General features: G+C 61.7%; 23 protein-coding genes. 9 read left to right on the forward strand and 14 right to left on the reverse strand.

The window, feature by feature from the left end; all coding sequences use genetic code 11:
- Positions 1 to 149: 149 nt before the first annotated feature.
- Positions 150 to 1,538: a class II fumarate hydratase gene (locus HX801_RS11860; protein WP_003216744.1), complete on the forward strand. Its 1,389-nt coding sequence runs from the start codon at positions 150 to 152 to the stop codon at positions 1,536 to 1,538.
- Here the strand turns inward: HX801_RS11860 and HX801_RS11865 are convergent.
- The 3 genes from HX801_RS11865 to pap all read right to left on the reverse strand — a co-directional run bounded on the left by HX801_RS11865 (position 1,535) and on the right by pap (position 5,483).
- Complete coding sequence (locus tag HX801_RS11865) at positions 1,535 to 2,491, reverse strand: DMT family transporter (RefSeq protein WP_003216745.1); 957 nt, start codon at positions 2,489 to 2,491, stop codon at positions 1,535 to 1,537. The genes HX801_RS11860 and HX801_RS11865 overlap by 4 nt on opposite strands.
- 187 nt (positions 2,492 to 2,678) lie before the next feature.
- Complete coding sequence (locus HX801_RS11870) at positions 2,679 to 3,863, reverse strand: thiolase family protein (protein WP_003216747.1); 1,185 nt, start codon at positions 3,861 to 3,863, stop codon at positions 2,679 to 2,681.
- 102 nt (positions 3,864 to 3,965) lie between these two features.
- Positions 3,966 to 5,483: a polyphosphate:AMP phosphotransferase gene (gene pap / locus HX801_RS11875; RefSeq protein ID WP_102368465.1), complete on the reverse strand. Its 1,518-nt coding sequence runs from the start codon at positions 5,481 to 5,483 to the stop codon at positions 3,966 to 3,968.
- A gap of 141 nt (positions 5,484 to 5,624) precedes the next feature.
- On the opposite strand from pap, the gene mnmC reads away from it, so the two are divergent.
- The 5 genes from mnmC (at position 5,625) to HX801_RS11900 (ending at position 12,894) form a co-directional block, all read left to right on the forward strand.
- A complete protein-coding gene (gene mnmC, locus HX801_RS11880) occupies positions 5,625 to 7,613 on the forward strand; it encodes a bifunctional tRNA (5-methylaminomethyl-2-thiouridine)(34)-methyltransferase MnmD/FAD-dependent 5-carboxymethylaminomethyl-2-thiouridine(34) oxidoreductase MnmC (protein ID WP_177022151.1) in 1,989 nt (662 codons plus the stop codon).
- 154 nt (positions 7,614 to 7,767) lie between these two features.
- Positions 7,768 to 9,540: an N-acetylglutaminylglutamine amidotransferase gene (locus HX801_RS11885; protein WP_177022152.1), complete on the forward strand. Its 1,773-nt coding sequence runs from the start codon at positions 7,768 to 7,770 to the stop codon at positions 9,538 to 9,540.
- 3 nt (positions 9,541 to 9,543) lie between these two features.
- The gene (ngg, locus tag HX801_RS11890) at positions 9,544 to 11,289 is read left to right on the forward strand and encodes an N-acetylglutaminylglutamine synthetase (protein WP_134326020.1); all 1,746 of its coding nucleotides are present in this window, start codon (positions 9,544 to 9,546) and stop codon (positions 11,287 to 11,289) included.
- Between the two features lie 133 nt (positions 11,290 to 11,422).
- On the forward strand, positions 11,423 to 12,607 hold the full coding sequence (locus HX801_RS11895) for an osmoprotectant NAGGN system M42 family peptidase (RefSeq protein WP_003216760.1): 1,185 nt from the start codon (positions 11,423 to 11,425) through the stop codon (positions 12,605 to 12,607).
- A gap of 59 nt (positions 12,608 to 12,666) precedes the next feature.
- Entirely contained in the window at positions 12,667 to 12,894 is a 228-nt protein-coding gene (locus HX801_RS11900; RefSeq protein ID WP_003192759.1) for a YheU family protein, read from the forward strand.
- A gap of 3 nt (positions 12,895 to 12,897) precedes the next feature.
- Here the strand turns inward: HX801_RS11900 and csrA are convergent, their stop codons facing one another.
- Both csrA and HX801_RS11910 read right to left on the reverse strand, forming a co-directional pair.
- Positions 12,898 to 13,107 carry a carbon storage regulator CsrA gene (gene csrA / locus HX801_RS11905; RefSeq protein WP_008433220.1) on the reverse strand — a complete coding sequence of 70 codons (210 nt, stop codon included), beginning with the start codon at positions 13,105 to 13,107 and terminating at the stop codon, positions 12,898 to 12,900.
- 268 nt (positions 13,108 to 13,375) lie between these two features.
- Entirely contained in the window at positions 13,376 to 14,197 is an 822-nt protein-coding gene (locus tag HX801_RS11910; protein ID WP_177022153.1) for an SDR family oxidoreductase, read from the reverse strand.
- A gap of 329 nt (positions 14,198 to 14,526) precedes the next feature.
- Between HX801_RS11910 and HX801_RS11915 the strand changes: the two genes are divergently transcribed.
- Entirely contained in the window at positions 14,527 to 14,679 is a 153-nt protein-coding gene (locus tag HX801_RS11915; RefSeq protein ID WP_003216767.1) for a DUF3309 family protein, read from the forward strand.
- 60 nt (positions 14,680 to 14,739) lie between these two features.
- On the opposite strand, the gene HX801_RS11920 is transcribed toward HX801_RS11915, so the two are convergent.
- From HX801_RS11920 to HX801_RS11940, 5 genes are all read right to left on the reverse strand, one after another.
- On the reverse strand, positions 14,740 to 16,827 hold the full coding sequence (locus tag HX801_RS11920) for an LTA synthase family protein (protein ID WP_008433215.1): 2,088 nt from the start codon (positions 16,825 to 16,827) through the stop codon (positions 14,740 to 14,742).
- Between the two features lie 396 nt (positions 16,828 to 17,223).
- A complete protein-coding gene (locus HX801_RS11925; RefSeq protein WP_003172956.1) occupies positions 17,224 to 17,415 on the reverse strand; it encodes a PLDc N-terminal domain-containing protein in 192 nt (63 codons plus the stop codon).
- 68 nt (positions 17,416 to 17,483) lie between these two features.
- A complete protein-coding gene (locus tag HX801_RS11930) occupies positions 17,484 to 18,014 on the reverse strand; it encodes a hypothetical protein (protein WP_102605280.1) in 531 nt (176 codons plus the stop codon).
- A gap of 41 nt (positions 18,015 to 18,055) precedes the next feature.
- Positions 18,056 to 18,571 carry an ankyrin repeat domain-containing protein gene (locus HX801_RS11935; protein ID WP_010176046.1) on the reverse strand — a complete coding sequence of 172 codons (516 nt, stop codon included), beginning with the start codon at positions 18,569 to 18,571 and terminating at the stop codon, positions 18,056 to 18,058.
- 96 nt (positions 18,572 to 18,667) lie between these two features.
- Positions 18,668 to 20,494, reverse strand: a complete 1,827-nt coding sequence (locus HX801_RS11940; protein ID WP_087692961.1) for a long-chain-acyl-CoA synthetase — start codon at positions 20,492 to 20,494, stop codon at positions 18,668 to 18,670.
- Positions 20,495 to 20,892: 398 nt separating this feature from the next.
- Here HX801_RS11940 and HX801_RS11945 point away from each other — a divergent pair, with 398 nt between their 5' ends.
- Entirely contained in the window at positions 20,893 to 21,171 is a 279-nt protein-coding gene (locus HX801_RS11945; protein WP_003216777.1) for a DUF3509 domain-containing protein, read from the forward strand.
- Positions 21,172 to 21,225: 54 nt separating this feature from the next.
- Here the strand turns inward: HX801_RS11945 and HX801_RS11950 are convergent, their stop codons facing one another.
- From HX801_RS11950 to aroC, 4 genes are all read right to left on the reverse strand, one after another.
- Entirely contained in the window at positions 21,226 to 21,510 is a 285-nt protein-coding gene (locus tag HX801_RS11950) for a response regulator transcription factor (protein ID WP_003216779.1), read from the reverse strand.
- Between the two features lie 235 nt (positions 21,511 to 21,745).
- On the reverse strand, positions 21,746 to 22,291 hold the full coding sequence (locus tag HX801_RS11955) for an acireductone dioxygenase (protein WP_003216782.1): 546 nt from the start codon (positions 22,289 to 22,291) through the stop codon (positions 21,746 to 21,748).
- Positions 22,292 to 22,319: 28 nt separating this feature from the next.
- Positions 22,320 to 23,471 carry an MFS transporter gene (locus tag HX801_RS11960; RefSeq protein ID WP_177009504.1) on the reverse strand — a complete coding sequence of 384 codons (1,152 nt, stop codon included), beginning with the start codon at positions 23,469 to 23,471 and terminating at the stop codon, positions 22,320 to 22,322.
- A gap of 148 nt (positions 23,472 to 23,619) precedes the next feature.
- The gene (gene aroC / locus HX801_RS11965; protein ID WP_003213122.1) at positions 23,620 to 24,711 is read right to left on the reverse strand and encodes a chorismate synthase; all 1,092 of its coding nucleotides are present in this window, start codon (positions 24,709 to 24,711) and stop codon (positions 23,620 to 23,622) included.
- Positions 24,712 to 24,854: 143 nt separating this feature from the next.
- On the opposite strand from aroC, the gene HX801_RS11970 reads away from it, so the two are divergent.
- Complete coding sequence (locus tag HX801_RS11970; RefSeq protein WP_177022154.1) at positions 24,855 to 25,817, forward strand: alpha/beta hydrolase; 963 nt, start codon at positions 24,855 to 24,857, stop codon at positions 25,815 to 25,817.
- Positions 25,818 to 25,823: the final 6 nt, after the last annotated feature.

Genomic DNA, 25,823 nt, shown 5'->3' on the forward strand with positions numbered 1-25,823 from the left:
CATTCTGCGCCTAAAAAACGCCGCGGCTCAACCCCACGCCTTGTGGGGCCTGGTTTTGCGGGGCTTAATCCGATGAAAAGTCTTTTAAGGGAACCCCACCGGGCGATCAGGGCCTAAACTGCGCAAACGAACCTGAAGGAGTGTGCCCGATGAGCCGTATCGAAACCGACAGCCTGGGAGAAGTGCAAGTCCCGGATGACGCTTACTGGGGCGCGCAGACCCAACGCTCGCTGGTGAACTTCGCCATCGGCGACCAACGCATGCCCCTGGCTGTGTTGCACGCCCTGGCCCTGATCAAGAAGGCTGCGGCCCGGGTCAACGACCGCAATGGCGACCTGCCCGCCGACATCGCCCGGCTGATCGAACAGGCCGCTGACGAAGTGCTCGCCGGCGAACACGACGACCAGTTTCCCCTGGTGGTGTGGCAGACCGGCAGCGGCACCCAGAGCAACATGAACGCCAACGAAGTGATCGCCGGCCGTGCCAACGAGCTGGCGGGCAAGCCCCGTGGCGGCAAGAGCCCGGTGCATCCCAACGACCACGTCAACCGTTCCCAGAGCTCCAACGACTGCTTCCCCACCGCCATGAGCATCGCCGCCGTGCAGGCCGTCACCGAGAAGCTGTTGCCGGCGATCCGTGAACTGTCTGGTGGTTTGGCAGAGTTGTCGGCGCGCCACATGAAGCTGGTGAAAACCGGCCGCACCCACATGATGGATGCGACGCCCATCACCTTCGGCCAGGAAGTCTCGGCCTTTATAGCGCAACTCGACTACGCCGAACGCGCGATCCGCAGCGCCCTGCCCGCCGTGTGTGAACTGGCCCAGGGTGGTACTGCCGTCGGCACCGGGCTCAATTCACCCCACGGTTTTGGCGAGGCGATTGCCTCGGAATTGGCCGCGCTGTCGGGCCTGCCGTTTGTCACCGCCCCGAACAAATTCGCCGCGCTGTCGGGCCATGAGCCGTTGACCACCCTGCACGGCGCGTTGAAGACCCTGGCCGTGGCCCTGATGAAAATCGCCAACGACCTGCGCCTGCTGGGCTCCGGCCCGCGTGCCGGGCTGGCGGAAGTCAAGTTGCCGGCGAATGAACCGGGCAGCTCGATCATGCCCGGCAAGGTCAACCCGACCCAGTGCGAAGCGCTGTCGATGCTGGCCTGCCAGGTGCTGGGCAATGACGTGACCATTGGCTTCGCCGCCAGCCAGGGCCACTTGCAGTTGAACGTGTACAAGCCGGTGATCATCCACAACCTGCTGGAATCGATCCGCCTGCTGGCCGACGGTTGCAGCAACTTCCAGGAGCACTGCATCGCCGGCCTGGAACCCGACGCCGAGCAAATGGCCGCGCACCTTGAGCGTGGCCTGATGCTGGTGACTGCGCTGAACCCGCACATCGGCTACGACAAGTCCGCCGAGATTGCCAAGAAGGCCTATGCCGAAGGGCTGACCCTACGGGAAGCGGCGCTGAAGCTGGGCTATCTCACGGACGAAGAGTTCGACCAGTGGGTGCGTCCGGAAAACATGCTGGAAGCCGGTCATTAAGACGCCAATCGTGCACGCCGGGCCCTGAGCCCGGCGAACAGCGACGGCGCCAACGCCACGGTCGCAGACCCCAGCACCACCAACACGGCACCGCCGTAGCCGAGGGCATTGATGTCTTCGGCGTGCACATACTCGGGCCACATCCACGCGGCCAGCGCCACCGCGACAAAGGTCACCAATGGCGTCAGCGCCAGGGTGGCGCTGACGCGCGAGGCTTCCCAGTGGGCCAGGGCTTCGGCGAATGCGCCGTAGGCAATCAGCGTATTGAAGCAGCAGGCCAGCAGCAGCCAGCCTTGCAGCGGGCTCAGTTGCAGCGCTTCCATCGGGTGCGCCCATGGCGTCAGCAAGAGCGCGCAGGACAGGTAGATCACCATCATCACCTGCAACGAATTCCATACCGTCAGCAACTGCTTCTGGCCCAGGGCGTAGAAGGTCCAGATGGTGGTGGCCAAGAGAATCGTCAGCACCCCGGCGGTGTAGCTGCCCAGGGAGGTCAACAACTCGGTCAGGCGCTGGTTGAAGAACAGGCCGAAGCCGATGATCAGCACCAGCAGGCCCATGCCCTGCCCGAGGCTAAAGCGTTCCTTGAACACGAAGACGCTGGCGATCATCAGGAAGATCGGGCCCACCTGTACCACCAGTTGCGCGGTGCCGGGGCTCAGCAGTTTGAGGCCGACCAGGTAGAGCACGTAGTTGCCCATCAGGCCGCACACGGCGATTGCTACTAGCCAGCCACCTTTTGGTCCGAGGGAACGCCAGCTGGGCAGGCGCCTTACGGCGGCGAGATAGATAAACAGACAACTGCCGGAGACGACCAGGCGAAACCAGGTGACGGTGACGGGGTCCATCACCTGCAAGACCTGTTTGAGTTTGATCGGCAGAATGCCCCAGAGCAGCGCGGTCAGCAGGGCCAGGGATAAACCGTAGACCCAACGGCCCGATGAGATGTGCATGAGTGCCCCGAATGCCTGAGGTGGAGGAGGTGCATTCTAGGGGGATGTGAACGGATTGGGATACGGTGCTGATCAAATGTGGGAGCGGGCTTGCTCGCGAAGGCGGTCTATCAGCCAACATTTTCATCGACTGCCCCGCCGCATTCGCGAGCAAGTCGAATCGTCGCACCGCCACTCCCACACTGAGTCAGCGTACGGCTTCGAACAAGCCGGTGGCCCCCATGCCGCCGCCCACACACATAGTGACAATGCCGTAACGCAACTTGCGCCGCTGCAACTCACGCACCAGATGCCCCACCTGCCGCGACCCCGTCATCCCAAACGGATGCCCGATGGAAATCGACCCACCGTTGACGTTGTACTTGGCGTTATCAATTTCCAGCCGATTACGCGCATAAAGGCACTGCGAGGCAAACGCCTCATTCAACTCCCACAAATCAATATCCGCCACTGCCAGCCCACGGGCCTTGAGCAACTTGGGCACCGAAAACACCGGCCCGATCCCCATCTCATCCGGCTCACACCCCGCCACCGTAAACCCGCGAAAAAACGCCTTGGGCTTAAGCCCCAGTTCCAGCGCTTTTTCCAGGCTCATCACCAGTGTCATGGAAGCCCCATCAGACAACTGCGACGAATTCCCCGCCGTCACCGACCCATCCTCCGCAAACACCGGCTTCAATCCCGCAAGACTGGCCAACGTCGTATCCGGACGATTGCAATCATCCCGATCCACCACCCCCTCCAACACCTGCACCGCGCCAGTGTTCTTGTCCTCAACCTTGTACTTCACCGCCATCGGCACGATTTCATCATCGAACAACCCGTCAGCCTGGGCCTGAGCCGTACGCTGCTGGCTTTGCAGCGCATACAGATCCTGCTCTTCACGACTGACGTGATACCGCCGCGCAACGATTTCCGCCGTCTGCCCCATGGGAAAGTAAATGCCCGGCACCTGCTCCTTGAGCAACGGATTGATCAGGTTATCGGTGTTGACGCTCTTCATGGTCAGGCTGATGGACTCGACCCCACCGGCCACGATGATCTCGCTGCAACCGGAAGCAATCTGGTTGGCGGCGATCGCAATCGCCTGCAACCCCGAGGAACAGAAACGGTTGAGGGTCATGCCCGCCGTACCGGTACCCAGTTGCGACAACACCGCCACATTGCGGCCGATGTTGTAGCCCTGGGCACCTTCGTTGGAACCGGCGCCGACGATGCAGTCCTCGACCGTGGCCGGGTCGATGCCGTTGCGGGTCAGCAACGCGTTCACGCAATGGGCAGCCATGTCATCGGGACGGGTCTGGTTGAACTTGCCGCGAAAGGACTTGGCCAGGCCGGTTCGCACGCTGTCGACGATCACTACTTCACGCATGGGCTACCTCAATTGTTGTGGTTGTTGAGAGATGGATCGAGCATAGATCCCGCCCTCTTCAACCGCGACAATCATTCACCCCGCGTATGCAAAAGCATGGCGTTACTTCTTCTTGTCCTTCTTGTCATGCTTGTCGGTCTTGTCGAACGCTTCCTCCAGCGCCCGGTTGATGGTGCGCAGTACCTTCACCCGCGCCCAGCGCTTGTCGTTGGCTTCAACCAGCGTCCACGGCGCAATCTCGGTGCTGGTGCGGTCCACCATGTCACCCACCGCCGCCCGGTAGTCGTCCCACTTCTCGCGGTTACGCCAGTCGTCCTCGGTGATCTTGAAGCGTTTGAACGGGATTTCCTCGCGGGCCTGGAACCGCTCCAGCTGCGTCTGCTTGTCGATCGCCAGCCAGAACTTGACCACGATCACCCCGGCGTCGCGCAGTTGCTCTTCGAAGTCGTTGATCTCGCCGTAGGCGCGCATCCAGTCCGTCGGCGTGCAGAAGCCTTCGATGCGTTCCACCAACACCCGGCCATACCAGGAGCGGTCGAACACGGTGAACATGCCCCGCGCCGGAATCTTCTGCCAGAAACGCCACAGGTAAGGCTGGGCGCGCTCGTCTTCACTGGGCGCGGCAATCGGCACGATGTGGTACTGCCGGGGGTCGAGGGCTGCCGCCACACGCCGGATGGCCCCGCCCTTGCCCGCCGCGTCGTTGCCTTCAAACACCGTCACCAACGCGTGCTTGCGCATGCGTTTGTCGCGCATCAGCCCGGAGAACCGCGCCTGCTCGGTAATCAGTTGTTCTTCGTAATCGTCCTTTTCAAGGCTCAGGCTCATGTCCAGGCTGTTCAGCAGGCTCATCTGGTCAACCGCCGATGGCAGCGGCGCCGGGTTCATGCCGCTGGCTTTACCCTTGGGCACTTTCAAGGCGTTTTGCAGGCCTTCGAGCAGGATCTTGCCGACGGTCAGCCCGCGGTAGTGCGCATCGACACCCTCGATCACATACCAAGGCGCATAGTCACGGCTGGTGCGGCGCAGGATCCGCTCACCAAAATGCACAAACTTGTCGTAGGTCTTGGACTGCTGCCAGTCCAGCGGGCTGATGCGCCAGCTGTGCAGCGGGTCGTCCTGCAAGGCCTTGAGCCGGGATTTCATTTGCTTCTTGGAGAGGTGGAACCAGAACTTGAAGATCAGCGCACCTTCATCACACAGCATCTTTTCCAGGCGCTCGGCCCCGGCGATGGCCTGGTCCAGCCGCGCGTCCTTGATCTCGCCATGGACACGACTCTGCAGCATCTGGCTGTACCAGTTACCAAAAAAGACCCCCATGCGACCTTTCGCCGGCAGCTGGCGCCAGTAGCGCCAGGCCGGCGGGCGGGCCAGTTCTTCGTCGGTCTGCTGGTCGAAGGTGCGCACCTCGATCAGGCGCGGGTCCATCCATTCATTCAGCAATTTGACGGTTTCACCCTTGCCCGCGCCTTCGATGCCATTGATCAGGATGATCACCGGGAAGCGCTTCTGCTGTTGCAGTTCGTACTGCACTTCCAGCAAGGCTTCACGCAGGGCCGGCACTTCGGCGTCGTAGGTGTCTTTGTCGATGGCGTGACCGATTTCGGCAGATTCGAACATGGGCGGCTCCGTTCCAGAAGTGATCAAGACTAGCGGATTGGGCAACAACACGTGGCAGGAAATTCCGCAGCGGCTTGCCATGGATCAATGACAACCCTGTTGATCAGCTAGAATGGCCGCCTTGCCTTTGCCGAGCCGCTCATGAACCCCGTATCCCACGCCCAGCTTGACTGGGATGACCAAGGTCGCCCGCACTCGCGGGTCTTCGATGACGTGTACTTCTCCGACAAGTCGGGCCTTGAAGAAACCCGCTACGTGTTCCTCGAACAGAACCGTCTGCAGGAACGTTTTGCGGCGCTGCCGGTGGGCGGGCGCTTGGTGATTGGTGAGACGGGCTTCGGCACCGGCCTGAATTTTTTGTGCGCCTGGCAGTTGTTTGATCAACACGCGGAGGCGGGTGCGCGCCTGCATTTTGTCAGCGTGGAAAAGTACCCGCTGAGCCACGCCGACCTGCAGCGCGCCCTCGCCCTCTGGCCGGAACTGGCACCGTTCGCCGAGCAACTGTTGGCGCAATACATCGCGATTCACCAAGGCTTCCAGCGGCTGGTACTGGATAACGGTCGAGTCACCCTGACGTTGCTGATCGGCGACGCCCTGGAGCAATTGCCGCAACTGGACGCGCAAGTCGACGCCTGGTTCCTCGACGGTTTCGCCCCGGCCAAGAACCCCGACATGTGGACTGCCGAGCTGTTCGCCGAACTGGCGCGGCTGGCGGCGCCGGGCTCGACCATCAGCACCTTTACCAGCACCGGCTGGGTACGGCGGTTGATCAACGCCGCCGGGTTCAAGATGAAGCGCACCCCCGGCATCGGCCACAAGTGGGAAATCCTGCGGGGTGAGTTTCTCGGCTGGCCCGCTGAAACGCCTGCGCCTGCCGCGGCAAAACCCTGGTTTGCGCGCCCACCTGCGGTTTCCGGTGAACGCCATGCACTGGTCATCGGTGGTGGCCTGGCCGGTTGCGCCACGGCGGCCAGCCTGGCGGCACGCGGCTGGCGCGTCAGTTTGCTGGAACGCCACGCGGCGCTCGCACAGGAAGCTTCCGGCAACCCGCAAGGGGTGTTGTACCTCAAGCTTTCCGCCCATGGCACGGCACTTTCGCAGTTGATTCTCAGCGGTTTCGGCCACACGCGGCGCCTGCTGGAACACCTGCAACGTGGCGTGGACTGGGATGGCTGCGGCGTGCTGCAACTGGCCTTCAACGCCAAGGAAGCCGAGCGCCAGGCACAACTGGCCGGCGCTTTTGCCCCGGACCTGTTGCACCTGCTGGATAAAGAGCAGGCACAGGCGCGCGCCGGGATAGCGCTGGAGCACGGCGGCTTGTTCTTCCCCGAGGGCGGCTGGGTTCACCCGCCGGCGCTGTGCGAATGGCAAGCCAGGCACCCGCTGATCGAAGTGCTCCAGCACCACGACGCCCTTGAGCTCAAGCAGGTCGACGGTCAGTGGCAGGCGTTGCAGGGCGATACGGTTCTGGCTCAAGCCAGTGTGGTCGTGCTGGCCGGCGCCGCCGAGATCAAGCGGTTTTCCTTCAGCGCTGACTTGCCCCTCAAGCGCATCCGCGGGCAAATCACTCGCCTGCCGCAAACGGCGCAAAGCCAGGCGTTGGCCACGGTGGTGTGCGCCGAGGGCTACGTCGCCCCGCCACGCCTGGGCGAGCACACCCTCGGTGCCAGCTTCGACTTCAAGAGCGATGACCTTACGCCCACGGTGGCCGAGCACGCGGGCAATCTGGAGATGCTGCGGGAAATCTCCCTCGATTTGCTGCAACGCCTGGGCGCCGACAGCCTGGCACCCGAACAGCTTGAAGGCCGCGCCGCCTTCCGTTGCACCAGCCCGGACTACCTGCCGATCGTCGGGCCGCTGGCGCAGCGAGAGGCGTTTGATCACACCTACGCCGCCCTCGGCAAAGACGCCCGGCAGGTCCCTGATGCGCCGTGCCCGTGGTTGCACGGCGTGTATATCAACAGTGGCCATGGCTCACGGGGGCTGGTCACCGCGCCACTCTGCGCAGAGCTGCTGGCCGCCTGGCTCGACAATGAGCCCCTGCCGCTGCCGCGCAGTGTCAGCGAAGCCTGTCACCCCAATCGGTTCGCGCTGCGTGCCCTGATCCGCGGTACCCCAGGCAAATCCTGAAGGCCATGACGGGCTCGCAGCCCGTCAAGGCTCTTTGCCTTATAACGTATTGTTCTAAAACTCCCACAATGTACCCGGGTCAGTCTCTGGGTACCCGCCGTTTTGGCGGGCTGCATTTCTATCCCTCCCCAACGGAAAAACCGGTAAGGAATTTATGTGCGGATTAGCTGGAGAGTTACGTTTCGATCACCAACCTGCCGACCTGGCAGCGGTGGAACGAATCACCCATCACTTGGCGCCACGCGGTCCTGACGCGTGGGGCTTTCATGCCCAGGGGCCGATTGCCCTGGGCCATCGACGCCTGAAAATCATGGACCTGTCGGATGGCTCCGCCCAACCGATGGTCGACGCCCAGCTGGGCCTGTCCCTGGCGTTCAACGGCGCGATCTATAACTTCCCGGAATTGCGTGAAGAGCTGGAAGCCCTGGGCTACGCCTTCTATTCCGGTGGTGACACCGAAGTGCTGCTCAAGGGCTACCACGCCTGGGGCGAAGCCCTGCTGCCCAAGCTCAACGGGATGTTCGCCTTCGCCATCTGGGAGCGCGATGCCCAGCGCCTGTTCATCGCCCGTGACCGCCTCGGCGTGAAGCCGCTGTACCTGTCGCGCACCGGCCAGCGCCTGCGTTTTGCCTCGGCCCTGCCGGCGCTGCTCAAGGGTGGCGATATCAACCCGATCCTCGATCCGGTGGCGCTCAATCACTACCTGAACTTCCACGCCGTGGTGCCGGCGCCGCGCACCCTGCTGGCGGGCATTGAAAAGCTGCCGCCCGCCTCCTGGATGCGCATCGACGCCGATGGCAAGACTGAACAGAAAACCTGGTGGACCCTGCCCTACGGCCCCCACGCCGATGAAGCCAACCTGACCCTGGAAGACTGGACCGACCGCGTGCTCGACAGCACCCGCGAAGCCGTGGCGATTCGTCAGCGGGCGGCGGTGGATGTGGGCGTGCTGCTTTCCGGCGGTGTCGATTCCAGCATGCTGGTGGGCCTGTTGCGGGAAGTCGGCGTGCAGGACCTGTCGACCTTCTCCATCGGTTTCGAAGACGCGGGCGGCGAGCGCGGCGACGAGTTCCAGTATTCGGACTTGATCGCCAAGCATTACGGCACCCGTCACCACCAACTGCGTATCGCCGAAAGCGAAATCATCGAGCAGTTGCCGGCGGCGTTCCGTGCCATGAGCGAGCCGATGGTCAGCCATGACTGCATCGCCTTCTACCTGCTGTCCCGGGAAGTGGCCAAGCATTGCAAGGTGGTGCAAAGCGGCCAGGGCGCCGATGAACTGTTCGCCGGTTACCACTGGTACCCGCAGGTGGATGGCGCAAGCGACCCGTACGCGGCCTACCGCGACGCATTTTTCGACCGCAGCTACGACGACTATGCCGCTACCGTCGCGCCGAGATGGTTGACCGCGAATGACGCCGCCGGTGACTTCGTGCGCGAGCATTTCGCCCAGCCCGGCGCCGATGCGGCGGTGGACAAAGCCCTGCGCCTGGACAGCACCGTTATGCTGGTGGATGACCCGGTCAAGCGCGTCGACAACATGACCATGGCCTGGGGCCTGGAAGCGCGCACGCCGTTTCTCGACTATCGCTTGGTAGAACTGTCGGCCCGCGTGCCGGGCAAATTCAAATTGCCGGACGGCGGCAAGCAAGTGCTCAAGGAAGCGGCGCGCCGGGTTATCCCGAGCGAGGTCATCGACCGCAAGAAAGGCTACTTCCCGGTGCCCGGCCTCAAGCATTTGCAGGGTGACACCTTGAACTGGGTGCGTGAGCTGCTGCTGGACCCAAGCCAGGACCGCGGCCTGTTCAACCCGGCCATGCTCGACCGCCTGCTCACCGATCCCCAAGGCCAACTGACCCCGTTGCGCGGCTCCAAGCTGTGGCAACTGGCGGCGCTGAACCTGTGGCTCAGCGAACAAGGAATCTGATTCATGAAACCTCATGCCACGGCTTACAGCCAACGCTTGCTGCGAGGGCAGGCGCCCTCCTACGAGCGCCTGCAAGCCCGCTTCGCCGAAGACGGCAGCGAACTGGACCCCACGCCGATTGCCGTGCATTGCGGTTGGGGCCGGCTGTTGATCGGCCACACCTTCCCGGACCCGGCGAGCCTGGCCCTGGAGTTGCTCAACGAGCAGCCCGGCGAGCGGGATATCGCGCTGTATGTGGCGGCGCCGCAGCAGATCCTCGGGATTGATCCCCAGCAGTTGTTTCTCGACCCGTCCGATACCCTGCGCCTGTGGTTCACCGACTATCGTCCGGCGACCCGAGTGTTTCGCGGGTTCCGGATTCGCCGGGTACAAACCGAGGCGGACTGGCAGGCGGTGAACCAGCTGTACCAGGGGCGCGGCATGTTGCCGGTGGACCCGGCGCTGCTCACGCCACGCCATCAAGGCGGCCCGGTGTATTGGCTCGCCGAGGACGAAGACAGCGGCGCGGTGATCGGCAGCGTGATGGGCCTGAACCACCAGAAGGCCTTTCACGATCCGGAGAACGGCTGCAGCCTCTGGTGCCTGGCGGTCGACCCGCAATGTACCCGCCCCGGGGTGGGTGAAGTGCTGGTGCGCCACTTGATCGAACACTTCATGAGCCGTGGCCTGAGCTACCTCGACCTGTCGGTGCTGCACGACAACCGCCAGGCGAAAAGTCTCTACGCCAAGCTTGGCTTTCGCGCGCTGACCACCTTCGCCATCAAGCGCAAGAACGGGATCAACCAGCCGCTGTTCCTCGGCCCTGGCCCGCAGGCGGAGTTCAATCCCTATGCGCGGATCATTGTCGAGGAAGCCCATCGGCGCGGGATTGACGTGCAAGTGGACGATGCCGATGCCGGCTTGTTCACCCTGAGCCACGGTGGCCGCCGGGTGCGCTGCCGCGAATCCCTCAGCGACCTGACCAGCGCCATCAGCATGACTTTGTGCCAGGACAAGAGCCTGACCCACAAGGTGTTCAAGGCCGCTGGCCTGAACCTTCCGGCCCAGCAATTGGCCGGCAGTGCCGATGACAACCTGGAGTTTCTCGACGAGCACCAGCGTATTGTGGTCAAGCCGCTGGATGGCGAACAAGGCCAGGGTGTGGCGGTGGATTTGCAGACCATTGAAGACGTGCAAAAAGCCATTGAGGCGGCCCGCCAATTCGACACCCGTGTACTGCTGGAAAGCTTCCACGAAGGCCTCGACCTGCGCATTCTGGTGATCGGCTTTGAAGTGGTCGCCGCCGCCATTCGCCGCCCGGCGGAAGTCACCGGCGATGGCCAGCATTCCATTGGCGCGTTGATCGAAGCCCAGAGCCGCCGACGCCAGGCCGCCACCGATGGCGAAAGCAAAATCCCCCTGGACCATGAAACCCAACGCACCCTGCAGGCGGCCGGCTACGACTACAACAGCATCCTGCCCCGTGGCGAACGCCTGGCGGTGCGGCGTACCGCCAACCTGCACACCGGCGGTTGCCTGGAAGACGTCACCGCCATCCTCCACCCGACCCTGGTGGACGCCGCCGTGCGCGCCGCCCGTGCCCTCGACATTCCCATGGTGGGCCTGGACCTGATGGTGCCGGCCGCCGACCAACCGGACTACGTGTTTATCGAAGCCAACGAACGGGCCGGGCTGGCCAACCATGAACCGCAGCCGACGGCTGAAAAGTTCGTGGACCTGTTGTTTCCCCATAGCCAACCGACGGCGTGAATGATCGTTCCCACGCTCTGCGTGGGAACGCAGCCCGTGACGCTCCGCGTCACAAGAGAGGACGCAGAGCGTCCCATGAGGCATTCCCACGCAGAGCGTGGGAACGATCATCCTCAACTCATCAGGAGTCTTTATGACCCGAACCATCCCCGAACCGGATCTCGCTTACCTGCAAAAAGTGCTGCTGGAAATGCTCGCCATTCCCAGCCCCACCGGGTTTACCGACACCATCGTGCGCTACGTTGCCGAGCGCCTTGAAGAACTGGGTATTCCGTTTGAAATGACCCGGCGCGGCACCATCCGCGCCACCCTCAAGGGCCAGAAAAACAGCCCCGACCGCGCCGTTTCCGCGCACCTGGACACCATCGGCGCCGCCGTGCGGGCGATCAAGGACAATGGCCGCCTGACCCTCGCGCCGGTGGGCTGCTGGTCCAGCCGTTTTGCCGAAGGCAGCCGCGTCAGCCTGTTCACCGATAACGGCGTGATCCGTGGCAGCGTGTTGCCGTTGATGGCCTCCGGTCACGCGTTCAATACGGCCGTGGATGAAATGCCCATCAGTTGGGACCACATCGAACTGCGCCTGGATGCCTACTGCGCCACCCGCGCCGACTGTGACTCCCTAGGTATCAGCGTCGGCGATTTCGTCGCCTTCGACCCGCTGCCGGAGTTCACCGAGAGCGGGCATATCAGCGCCCGCCACCTGGACGATAAAGCCGGGGTTGCCGCGCTGCTGGCGGCGCTCAAGGCGATTGTCGACAGCGGCCAGCCGCTGCTGATCGACTGCCATCCGCTGTTCACCATCACCGAAGAAACCGGCAGTGGTGCGGCGGCGGCATTGCCGTGGGATGTGAGTGAGTTCGTCGGCATCGACATTGCGCCGGTGGCCCACGAGCAGCACTCCAGCGAGCACGCGGTGAGTGTGGCGATGCAGGATTCCGGCGGGCCGTATGACTATCACCTGTCCCGCCACCTGCTGCGCCTGGCGGCGGAAAATGAGTTGCCGGTGCGCCGCGACCTGTTTCGCTACTACTTCAGCGACGCGCATTCGGCGGTGACCGCCGGCCACGACATTCGTACCGCACTGCTGGCGTTTGGTTGCGATGCCACCCATGGTTATGAGCGCACGCACATCGACAGCCTCGCCGCGCTGAGTCGCCTGCTGGGCGCGTACATCCTCAGCCCGCCGGTGTTCGCCAGCGATGCACAGCCGGCCAAGGGCTCCCTCGACCGGTTCAGTCACCAGATCGAACACGACACACAAATGGAGAGTGATACCCGCGTGCCGTCGGTGGACAGCCTGGTGGGCCAAAAAACCTGAGACTGGCAACTCGGATCCCGGCGCAGTAGCATCGCCGGGATTCCCTAGCCGAGGCTTGTATGCTGATTCCCTACGATGCACTTGAAGTCGACACCCTGACACGCCTCATCGAAGACTTCGTGACCCGCGACGGCACCGACAATGGTGACGACACACCCCTGGAAACACGGGTGCTGCGGGTACGCCAGGCGCTGACCAAGGGCCAGGCGCTGATTGTCTTCGACCCCGAGAGCGAGCAGTGCCAGTTGATGCTCAAGCACGATGTGCCCAAGCACCTGTTCGACTGAGACTCAAGGGTTTGGCACCGGCACTGGATGGGTGTTGGCCTGCTGCCCGTGGCGGCTGAGGATCTTCTGATAGACCTCCGCCCGGTGCACATTGACCCCCACCGGCGCTTCCACACCCAGCTTCACTTGGGTGCCGTTCACTTCCAGAATGCGCAAGGTGATCTGGTCACCCACCGAAATTATTTCACCTACCGCGCGGCTTAATACCAGCATGGGGTTCGTCCTTTTTAAGTTACCGAACCCCGACCATGCGCTCCCTGCCTGGCACCATCAATGGCCTTCAGGTTAAACAGGCATGCCTTACACATCAGGGTAAATTACCCTACAGACAGGCAGTGAATAATCTCGAATTACACCCAAGAACCAAACGATATGTTCAAATTTGCAGGCACTCTCTGTGGCTAGAGAGCTTGTTGTGGCGAGGGAGCTTGCTCCCTCGCCACAACAAGCTCCCTCGCCACATCAGGTGCTCACCTGAAATTCAACCTTTTACCGCCTGCGACTGGGCTTTCGCCCGCATCTTGTCCGCCATCACGGTCATCTCGTCATACAGCAGTTGCGGGTTCTTCTGTTTCAGTGCCCAGGCCATGCGCCCCTGCTCGTGGGGCAGGATCATGAATTGCCCTTGCGCCACTTGCTGGTAAATGTAGTCGGCGATTTCTGCGGCGGTAATCGGCGAGCTTTCCAGCAGCTTGCCCACCTGGGCCTTCATCGCGGGCGTCGGCCCGCGGAACGAGTCCAGCAGGTTGGTCTGGAAGAAGGATGGGCACACCACATGCACGCCGACTTCCTGTTGCTTGAGTTCCACCAGCAGGCTTTCCGAAAGTGCCACCACGCCGGCCTTGGCCACGTTGTAGTTGCTCATGGCCGGGCCCTGCATCAGGGCGGCCATGGACGCGATGTTGATGATGCGGCCCTTGCTCTTTTCCAGCAGCGGCAGGAAGGCCTTGCAGCCCTTGACCACGCCCATCAGGTTGATCGCGATCTGCCAGTCCCAGTCTTCCAGGGACAGTTCGCTGAAGAACCCGCCCGATGCGACACCGGCGTTGTTGACGATCACGTCGATGCCACCGAACTTTTCCTCACAGGCCTGTGCGAACGCGGTGAGCTGGCTGTAGTCGCGCACGTCGCACCGCTGGGTGAAACCGTCACCGCCGGCCTGGCGTACAAGCTTGAGGGTTTCTTGCAGGCCCGCTTCGCTGACGTCCGACAAGGCCAGCTGCCAACCCTGACGGGCCCAGCGCAGAGCGATTTCGCGACCCAGGCCAGAACCGGCGCCGGTGATCATCATGCGATTTTGCATAGGAAAGTAGCCTTGTGGTTCACGGAAGAAGTGAGCCGCAGTGTAGCGAAGGTTTTTCCTGCACCCACGCACCATCAGAGTGCTGAATGCCCCAGGCAAACCGTGGGCCGGGTCGGATAGCGGGAAACCCGCCAAGTTCCATTTATTTGAACTAAGGACAGTTATTTGCAACGGGGTTAAAGGAAATAAGCAAGTTAGCGAAAAGCTTTAAAAAAACACGGAATTTTCTGCCAAACACATTGGTCGGAGTTATTAAGGCGTCCGTATCAGTTGTCGGGCCTATTCGTTAAATAACAGGTCTTTTCAGAAGACAATAAGGAAAACAAAACATGAGCCTCATTCTTATCATTATTCTGATCCTCCTGCTGGTCGGCGGTCTTCCAGTGTTCCCTCACTCACGCAATTGGGGTTACGGGCCATCGGGTATTCTCGGTACTGTGTTGGTAGTGCTGCTGATTCTGTTGTTGCTCGGCAAGATATAACGCGTTCCAGCGTGCAAAAAAAAGAGGCCTTGAAAGGCCTCTTTTTTTATGCGCGGGTGTTTAGTCCGGCTTGCCGTCCACTACACCGGCAGTGTTGTCCAGCAGGCTCTTGGTAGCGGTCTGCAGGAACGATTCGAGCTTCTGCTTCAACGCAGCCTCGTCCGGCGACTCTGGAATCACTTTCCCGGTCGGGTTGGCGCCCAGTTCGTATTCCCACAACTTCGGCGGCATTTCCTTGGGCAGTACCAGCACCCGGTCACCGGTGAGCAAGGCGACGGTCTGGTCGCTGCCCGACGGCTTGATCACGCCAAAGCCCTTGTCACCTTCCGGCAGGTTGAGCAGGTCGCGACCCCAGCACTGGTGCAGGGTGTCACCGCCGAGACGGCCCATGATGGTCGGCACGATGTCGATCTGGGTGCCCACGGTGTGGTCACGCTCGCCGAACTTCTCCTGCATGCCCGGTGCGATCATCAGCATCGGCACGTTGAAGCGGCCCAGGTCCATCTCGGTGATCTGCTGCTCGTTGCCGAAGCCGTGGTCGCCCACGATCACGAACAGGGTTTCCTTGAAGTACGGCTCCTTGCGGGCCTTTTCAAAGAACTGGCCCAAGGCCCAGTCGGAGTAACGCATGGCCGTCAAATGCTCGTTGAGGCTGCCACGGTCGGTGACCTTCTCGACCGGCAATGGCGTCGGCAACGCGTACGGCGTGTGGTTGGACAGGGTTTGCAGCAGCGCATAGAACGGCTTGCCGCCTTCACGTGCCTTCAACTCTTCCAGGCCACGGCTGAACATGTCCTGGTCGGACACGCCCCAGGTCGGGTCCGAGAACACCGGGTTGACGAAGTCATTACGCCCGATGAAGTTGGTCATGCCCTGGTTGCTGAAAAAGCCCGACTGGTTGTCCCAGGCGAAATCGCCGTTGTAGACGTACACGTCGTCAAACTTGCGGGCGCTGAGCAACTGCGGCAGGCCCGACAGCTTGTGGCTGCCTTCCGGGGTCTGCATCAGGTATTCGAAACCCGGCAGGTTCGGGAAGCAGGCCATGGTGGCGAACATACCCTGGTGGGTGTGGGTGCCGTTGGAGAAGAAGCGGTCGAACAGCAGGCCTTCCTTGGACAGTTTGTCGAAGTACGGCGTGATGTTGCCCGGGCGGCCTAGGGCGCCCACCGAGTGACCGGCGAAGCTTTCCATCAGGATAACCACGACGTTCTTGATCGGCAGGGTCTTCTCGGCCGGCGGCGTGAAGTCACGGCGTACCGCGGCGGTGTCGGTGTCGACCAGTTTCTCGGTCGGCAATACCAGCATGTCGCGCACGGTCTGGGTGGCCAGCGGCTGCTCCAGGGTGGCTTTCCAGATGTTCGAACGCTCCTCGGAGAAGCGCGATTTCGCCGCCGCAATCAGCGACAAGGTACCGTTGAGGCCCAACTGGTTGGCGAAGTTCGAGTCGGTGGTGTACACGTCGCCCCAACGCAGTGGCGGGCCCTGGCGCAGGGTGCCACGGATGGCGACCACGGCGACCAGCAGGCAGACCACGAACACCGCGATGCGCGTGTACCACGGCGCTACCTGGCGAGTGCCGATGCTGCCACCACTGAACGGGCCGCGTGGGCGCGTTGCACGGTCGGCGCCTTTGAAGGCGATGCTCAGGATCAGCGTACCCACGGCCCAGGCCAGCAGGTAGCGCACCACCGGGAAACCGTACCAGAGCATGCTCATCACGGTTTTCGGGTCTTCCTTCACGTACTGGAAGACCAGCCCGTTGAGGCGCTGGTGGAACTCGCGGTAGAAGTCCATTTCCATCAGGCCCAGGAACAGCGCGATGCTGGACGCGACCGTCAGCCACAAGCGGAAGAACCCGCGCGCCGCCATGGCCCGTACGCTGAACAACGCCAGCAGCAGCGGCACCAGCACGTACATCACCAGGCGGATATCCAGGCGCAGGCCGTTGGCGAACGCTTCAAGGAAAGTCGAGGCCGGTGTGTCGAGGATCATCTCGCGGTTGTAGACCAGCAGCGCCAGGCGCAGCAGGGAGAACATCACCATCATGATCAAGGCACAAAGCAGCGTGTACGCCAGATGGGATTTGACGGTCGGTTGCAGCAAGCGATTAGAAGCTCGCTGCTGATTCAGGGCGTCCGGGTTTGCCATGTCGTTTTAGGACCCATTGGAAGTTTAAGTTGCGAATGAATACAGCGGCGCCCCGCCCTCGCCCAGGCAGGCTGGGGTAGACGGTGAACGCAATGGCGCAAATGGTGCCCGATCAACGCCGGCAACGCCATTGATTACTCACTCCTGCAGTAGGTGGGCACTCGTTTTAGAGCACTCGACAGGGGAAATAGCCGGCGAATTGTCTTGGATGGAATGTGAAAATTTTGTACAGCGAATATCTCGAAACACAATAACGGGCGTACGGAAACAGATGTGGGAGCGGGCTTGCTCGCGAATACGGTAAATCAGTCGATACATCAGGTGACTGTTACACCGTATTCGCGAGCAAGCCCGCTCCCACACTTACTGTGCCCGCTCTGGATAGCGTTGTTTGGATCAGATCCGCACGTTACCGCGCGGCCCGGCGATCGCCCAGATGATCAAGCCCAGTACCGGCAGCAGCAGGATCAACAGGATCCACAACACTTTGGCGCCGGTACTCGCGCCGCTTTTGAACACGTTGATGATCGCCCAGATATCCAGCGCGAGGATGATCAACCCGATCAGACCATTAAAAGTGGAACCCATGGTGTCGCTCCTAAGTGAGGGCTTGCCTGCTTAGGATAGTCAGCCGTGGCCGGGGGTTCCGTTTTATTTCAGACGTGTACCGCAACCCGCAGGGCTTCCAGCGATGGTTCGCCCTTTATGCCGGTTTCGGCACACAACTCCAGCACCCGTGGCACGTCGTTGCCGTAGACCAGCACAGCCTGGATCTCGTCGTCCAGCAATTGGCTGAAGTTCATCAGCACGTAGCCGCCGTTCTCCGGGTTGAGGGCGCTCATCTGGATCTGGATGCGGTTCAGCGCGGTCAGGGCTTCGGTCTTGGCCAGTTGCTTGGGCTTGAGGTTGAACGCCACGCCGGGGCCAAAGGAGGCGACGATCTGGGCGAACAGGTCCTGGTAAGTGTCGGCCTGGAACAGCACGGTGTCAGGCAGGCTGCCGACGACGATCCACTCACCCAGGGGAATCGGGAAAGTGTCGTCGTAGTTGATGTCGGGGTTGGCGGCCAGGAAAGCGTCGGGATCGGCGTAGGCCTGGGCCGCTTCGTCAGCCACCTTGGCGATCTCGGGTTCGCTCATGCAGCCGGAGCTGATTTTGCTGATGAGTTCGACGAGTGCGGTTTTCATGGGGTGGTCCTGTGGCGGGGCTGATTTTGAGGGCGCAAAGCCTACACCAGTTTTTGCAACTGCGCCGCCGTATCCACCGCCCCCATGGTCTGCGCGGCTGCCAGCGCGGTCACGCCCTGGGCATCGGTGGCCTTGGGATTGGCGCCCTGGCTGATCAGGTAGTCCACCATTTCGGTACGGTTGAACATCGCCGCCATCATCAAGGCGGTGCGACCATCAGAGGATGCGCCTTCGACCAACGCTCCGCCTTCGATCAATGCCTTGACCACCGGCAGGTTGCCCTTGAACGCCGCGCCGGCAATCGGCAGCTGGTTCTTGTCGTTGGCAATCTGGGGGTCGGCCTTGAATTCCAGCAGCACTTTCACCGCGTCCACATGACCATGGTAGGCCGACAGCATCAACAGCGTATCGCCATTGTGGTTACGCAGGTTCGGCGGCAAGCCCTTGGCCAGCAACGCAGCCAGCATCGCGGCATCGCCCTTGCGCGCCACGTCGAACACCTGCTCGGCAAATTCGGCGGCTTCGTCTTCGGTCATTTGTTTGGCTTGGTCTGACATGTGGGGCTCCTTGTCTGGTATTTCATAAGGCGCCCAGTCTCGCGATGGAGTTCCCCACTGTCATGCCTTTTTTCCCAAAAGCGGCGATAGGCAGAATCAATAACGGAACTTGCCCGCCTGAATATCCGCCAACAGTTGCCCGGTGACCGGCACATAACTGTCCGACCCAGGCAGCCAGGCAAAGATCGGATCATCACCGGCCTTGCCCGGGTCGAACGCTTCCTCCTTGAGTTTCACCTTCTGGTATTTGAAGGTGCCCGTGGTTTCCATCTTCACCTTGATCCGCAGGAACAACGGCACCGCATACGCGGGCAATTGCCCGTGGGCGAAGGTCAGCAACTCGCGCATGTCCAGGGAAGCCAGGGATTCGGCAGGCGTAATGGCCGCCATGCCCGCGCGGCCGTTGGTGTTTTCAATCTCCACGCCGTAGGCCACCACTTCGGAAATCTGCGGGTGCTGCAGGAAGATGTTCTCGACTTCGGTGGTGGAGACGTTTTCACCTTTCCAGCGGTAGGTGTCCCCCAGCCGGTCAACGAATTGGGCGTGGCCGAAGCCGATATTGCGCAACAGGTCGCCGGTGTTGAAATAACGGTCGCCCTTCTCGAACACGTCGCTGAGCACCACCTTGCGGTTCTTCTCGGGGTCGGTGTAGCCGTCGAACGGTGCCTTGTCATCGATCCTGGCCAGCAGCAGCCCCTGGCCCCCCTTGGGCACTTCGCGCATGAAACCGTCGGCGCCGCGAATCGGCTCACAGCTGTCATGGGCGTAGTCCACCAGTGCCCAGTGCATCAGGGAAAAGCCGATGGTGTTGTCGAAGTTCAGCACATTGGTGAAGCCGATGTTGCCGTCACTGGCGGCGTACAGCTCGCAGATATGATCAACGCCAAAGCGCTGCTTGAACTCAGCCCAAACCCCAGGGCGCAGGCCGTTGCCGATCATCTTCGTCACACGGTTATCACGGTCCTGCTCGCTCGCGGGCTGGTCGATCAGGTAGCGGCACAGCTCGCCGACATAACCCAGGGTGGTCGCATTGAATTTGCGCACATCGTCCCAGAACTGGCTGGCGCTGAACTTGCGGCGAATCGCGAACCCCGACGCCCCGGCAATCGCTGAACCCCAGCACACGCACAGGCCAGTGGCGTGATACAGCGGCAAGGTGCAATAGACGACATCCTCGGGCCCCATATCCAGGGCGATGGTGCCGAAACTGGCCGAGGACTTCATCCAGCGGCCGTGTTTGAAAATGCCGGCCTTGGGCAAGCCGGTGGTGCCGGAGGTGTAGATATAGAAGCAAGGGTCGTTGAAGTAGATCTGCTGAGTGCTGGCGGGGTTTTCCAGCGAATGATCAGCGCTCGCGGCCATCAGGTCCACATAACCCGGTGGTACGCTGGTGTGCTGTTGATCGGCGATAAACCAGGTTTTTTCTGCGCCGATTGCCACCTGGCTGCGAACCGCCTCGTAGGCACCCATCAACTCGGCACCCACCACAATGGCCGCCGGCGTCACCAGGTTGAGGCTGTGAACCAGTGCGGTCTGGGTTTGCGAGGTATTGAGCATCGCGCAAATGCCGCCCACCTTGGCCACGGCCAGTACGCTGAGCAACAACTCGGGGCGGTTCTCGATAAACAACGCCACCACGTCGCCCTTGCCGATCCCCTGCTGCTGCAGGTAGTGAGCCATGCGGTTGGCCTGCTGGTTGGCCTGGCGGTAGCTCAGCACCGTGTCGCCATACAGCAGCGCGGCGCCGTCGGGGTTGCGTTGGGTGGCTTGTTCAAAGGTCCAGCCCAGGCCGCACGGCTGGTCGGGATCGGTGATGTTGGCAACGCGGATTCCGCGCACCAGGCGCGGCAGTGCACGGACAATGGTGGGCACCTTACGCAGCATCATGCCCCAGGTGATCATGTCACTTGGCGGGTGGTTCATGGCGGGAACGTCCTTTTTCTTATTGTTCGTATGACCCTCAAGGCACTCATCGCACTGTAAGACCCGCGCCGAATGCCTTGCAGGAAAATACGCCAGCCGTTCTTCGGCTGTACACGCAGGATTTGAAAAGTTTTGTATCCCGAAAGGAAAAGGAATTTTGCGCACCGCCAGTTGGTCACTATGGAAGACCTGCCTTGCGTGCCAGCGGTGAAACACTTGGCAAAACCCCGCAAAATGCAGGATGCACGATGGCCATTCATGCAAATTGCACGAAACCGGAAATCTTAAAATTTTATAACTGATTGATTTATAACGATTTTTTAAGATACTCAGTACTGGCACAATCACTGCACCTATCACTCCACGCTGCAAAACATGAGCTAACGGAGCTGATAGACATGAGCCTGATCCAAGATAAATTTTCTTCTGTGTTCTCCAATTTCGACGTCACCACCCAGGCGCGTCCTGATGGCGGCATCCTGCTGACCTTGCGTAACAGCGAAGGCAAGCAGATCAAACGTTCGATCTCTTATCAGCAACTGCACACGGCCGACCAACTGACGTGGGTCATCAGCGCCATTCGCCGCGACCTGGCTGAACAAGCCAGCGACCTGCCACAGATTTCGATGCTGCAAAGCCAGAACCGCTTTGCCCTGCCGACCTACCATTCGGCTTGACCGTCATGCAGGACCCGAACAGGTCGTGGTGCCGTTGCGCACCACGGCCTTTTTTTATTTGCACAATCCCTGTTTCACCGCCTCGTTCACGGCCTGGACCCGGTTAGTCACCTGCAACTTGCCGTAGATGTTGCGCAGGTGAAACTTCACCGTGGCCTGGGAGATGGAGCGAATCCTGCTGATTTCCCACACCGTCTTGCCCTCGACCGCCCAATGCAGGATTTCCCGTTCCTTTGGGGTCAGGGGTTTACCCGACAACATCGCACGCGCCTTGCGGTTGGCAACCGGCGCGCTGTCCGTTTGCGTGGACGGTTGTTCCTGTGGCTCCGAACCGCTCATGCAGGCCTCTCTCTTCATATAGGTCTTGTAACGCCCGAAGTCGGATTACTCCTATTGACAGGCGAATAAATATTGAGACCAGAGAGAGTTACACAAAGAGTGGAAGTAACAAGTAAGGTCAACGATAAACAGCTGTTACCCACAAACTTTCAAGTTTATTCCTACAGCGATTTCCAACCTGAAGGAATTGAAGTTAAAAAAATGCCCCCTGTTCAGGAGGCATTGCCGGACGAACTTAGTCATCAAGCCGAGGAAAACCCTCGGCGATCGCGTCGCCCGTCAGCATGACCGCCAGCCCTTCAGGGTCACTGAACAGGCGGATCGCCACAAAGTGCGGGTTCTCCCCCATATCAAACCAGTGCGGGATGCCGCTCGGCACCAAGATCAGGTCGTTTTTCTCGCAGAACACCGCGTACACGTAATCTTCGATGTGCAAGGTAAACAGCCCACGACCCGCTACGAAAAAACGCACGTGGTCTTGGGCCATGCGGTGTTCGTCGAGTCGCTCGGCGCGCAATTGGGCTTTCTGTGGGTGATCGTTGCTGACGCGGAGCACATCAACGGTGGTGTAGCCGCGCTCGGTCATCAGCTTGTCGATGGGCGCCTGGTAGGCGGCGATAATCTCAACCTCGCTGGCCCCGGGCTCAAGTCGGGTAGCCGCCTGCCAGCGATCGAACCCCACACCCAGCTCGGCCAGGGTCGAGGCGATATCGTCCTGGTGAGTCAGGACCTTGTTCGGGGTGTCGGGGGTGCAGACGTGGTAAACCGCGAGATAGCTCATCAAACTCTTCCTCTGTCACGGGAGCCGCTCATGGCCGCTCCTCTTGCAATCGAATGCCAATGATTAGGGCGGCGGCCAGGGCCGCGATGCTGGCAATGCTGAAGGTCAGGGTCGGCCCCAGCAGGTTCCAGCTGTAACCTGAATAGAGTGCGCCCAGCGCACCGCCGGTACCGGCCAGTGCCGCATACAGTGCCTGGCCCTGCCCTTGCTGGCGAGCACCAAAGCTGCGTTGCACGAACTGGATGGCCGCCGCGTGGAAGCTGCCGAAGGTCGCCGCGTGCATCACCTGCGCCAGCAACAGCACCCAGAAGAATTCGGCAAACGAGCCCAGCAGCAACCAGCGCAGTGCGGCCAGCAGGAAACTCGCCATCAATACCCGGCGTACCGAAAAGCGCGTGAGAATCCGGCTCATGGCCAGGAACATCAAGACTTCCGCCACCACGCCCAGCGCCCACAACATGCCGATCACGCCACGGCTGTAACCGAGGTGTTCAAGGTGCAGGGTGAGGAAGGTGTAGTACGGGCCGTGGCTCATTTGCATCAGCGCCACGCAGGCATAAAACGCGAGGACGCCGGGGCTGCGCAGTTGCCGCAAAAAGCCGTCACCGGCCAGGCGGTTGCCCTGGGCCGGCGGCTGCGCATTCGGCACCCAGAGGCTCGCGCCGATGATGCCGGCCATGATCACCACGACCACCACCGGGTAGATATCCAGGCTCAGCCAGTCGAACAAGCGGCCCATGATCACCACGGTGAGGATAAAACCGATGGAGCCCCACAACCGCACCTGGCTGTAGCGCGAGGTCTGGCCTTGCAGGTGCGCGAGGGTGATGACTTCAAACTGCGGCAGGACCGCGTGCCAGAAGAACGCGTGCAAGGCCATCACCAGCGCCAGCCAGGCGTAAGTCTTGCTGACAAAGATCAGCGAGAAACTCACCAGGGTGCACACCGCGCCAAAGCGCACGATGGCCAGGCGCCGGCCGGTGTAATCCCCCAGCCAGCCCCACAGGTTGGGTGCCACGCAGCGCATCAGCATGGGGATGGCCACCAGCTCGCCGATGCGCGCGCTGGAGAACCCAAGGTGATCGAAGTACAACGCCAGGAACGGCGCCGTCGCCCCCAGCAGGGCGAAATAGAACAGGTAGAAGCTGGAGAGTCGCCAGTATGGAAGGGCTTGCGTCAGCATAAGTGACTTGTGGCGAGCGAGCCTGCTCGCGCTGGGTCGCGAAGCGGCCCCGATAGAAGCGCCGCAGTTCTCCAGGTACTACCGGATTGCAGGCTTTGGGGCCGCTGCGCAGCCCAGCGCGAGCAAGCTCGCTCGCCACACACGGTCACAGCTGGCCCAATACCGGAGTACTGACTTTTACGTCGGCGTTTTGCCCACGATGGCGCAGCAGGTGGTCCATCAACACGATGGCCATCATCGCTTCGGCAATCGGCGTGGCGCGGATGCCGACGCAAGGGTCGTGACGGCCCTTGGTGATCACGTCCACCGGGTTGCCGTGCACATCGATCGAACGGCCTGGCGTGGTGATGCTGGACGTCGGCTTGAGGGCCAGGTGCGCAACGATCGGCTGGCCGGAGGAAATGCCGCCGAGAATGCCGCCGGCGTTGTTGCTGAGGAAACCTTCCGGGGTCAGCTCGTCACGGTGCTCGGTGCCACGCTGGGCCACACAATCGAACCCGGCGCCGATTTCCACGCCCTTGACCGCGTTGATGCTCATCAGCGCGTGGGCCAGTTCGGCATCGAGGCGGTCGAAGATCGGCTCGCCCAGGCCCGGCATCACGCCTTCGGCAACCACGGTGATCTTGGCGCCGACGGAATCCTGGTCGCGGCGCAACTGGTCCATATAGGCTTCCAGCTCCGGCACTTTGTCCGGGTCTGGGCAGAAAAAGGCGTTGTCTTCGACGCTGTCCCAGGTCTTGAACGGGATTTCGATCGGGCCCAGCTGGCTCATGTAGCCGCGGATCACGATGCCCTGGGTAGCCAGGAACTTCTTGGCAATCGCACCGGCCGCCACACGCATCGCGGTTTCCCGCGCCGAGCTGCGGCCACCGCCACGGTAGTCGCGCTCGCCGTATTTGTGGTGGTAGGTGTAGTCGGCGTGGGCCGGGCGGAACAGGTCCTTGATCGCCGAGTAGTCCTTGGACTTCTGGTCGGTGTTGCGAATCAGCAGGCCGATGGCGCAGCCGGTGGTGCGGCCTTCGAACACGCCGGAGAGGATTTCGACTTCGTCGGCTTCCTGGCGCTGGGTGGTGTGGCGGCTGGTGCCGGGCTTGCGGCGGTCGAGGTCACGCTGCAGGTCTTCCAGGGACAACTCGAGGCCCGGCGGGCAGCCGTCGACAATGGCGACCAACGCCGGGCCATGGCTTTCGCCCGCGGTGGTAACAGTGAACAGCTTGCCGTAGGTATTGCCGGACATGCAGGGCGCTCCGTGAAATCAGTTGAATCAAGTCAACCGTAATAACTTAAGGCGGCCAGTATACGCAGGCTAACCGACTAGTTCATCCTCGAAACCTTACCGGTAGACGTTGGTCCAACCGGCACCTTCCTCATGATGGCGCGATGATGCTGCGAGTTCTGCTTTTGACCCTCACTCTGTTTTCCAGCCTTGGCTTCGCCGCCTCCCCTGTCGTGCTGCAACGGCCCATCAGCCTGGACACCGGCAGTGGCGAGCTGTTTGGTTCGCTGTTGTTGCCCAGATCCGACAAGCCGGTGCCGGTGGTGCTGATCATCGCCGGCTCCGGGCCCACCGACCGCAACGGCAACAGCGCCGACGGCGCACGCAACGACAGCCTCAAGCGCCTGGCCTGGGTGCTGGCCAGGCACAACATCGCCAGCGTGCGCTACGACAAGCGCGGCGTGGCCGCCAGCCTTGCCGCCACCCCCGATGAACGCAACCTGACTCTGGATGCCTACGTGTCCGACGCCGTGGCCTGGGGCAAGTTGCTCAAGGCCGACCCACGCATGGGCCCGCTGATTGTGCTGGGCCACAGCGAAGGTGCACTGGTGGCCGCCCTCGCCGCCCCGCAGCTCAACCCGGCCGGGGTGATTTCACTGTCGGGCAGCGCGCGCCCGGTGGACCAGGTGATCCGCCAGCAACTGGCCGACCATATGCCTCCAGCGCTGTTACTGCGCAGCAACCAGATTCTCGATCACCTCAAGGCCGGCCAGGTGGACGCCGATGTGCCCACCCCCCTTGAGGGCATTTTCCGCCCCAGCGTGCAGCCCTATCTGATCAGCCTGTTCCGCGCCGACCCTTCGGCGGCCTTTGCCAAATTGACCATGCCGGCGCTGATCGTCCAGGGCACCAATGACCTGCAGGTCGGCGTGGCCGATGCGCAACAATTGCAGAAGGCCAAGCCCGACGCCGAGCTGACGGTGATCGAAGGCATGAACCACGTGATGCGCATCGTGCCCAACAACGTGAAGCAGCAACTGGAGTCCTATAACGACCCGCAGTTGCCGCTGGCGGCTGAACTGGGCACTCGCCTGGTTCGCTTTATCGACGGACTTCGCGCCAGTTAAGCGAGT

This window comes from Pseudomonas sp. G1002, assembly GCF_013385455.1.
GTDB lineage: Bacteria > Pseudomonadota > Gammaproteobacteria > Pseudomonadales > Pseudomonadaceae > Aquipseudomonas.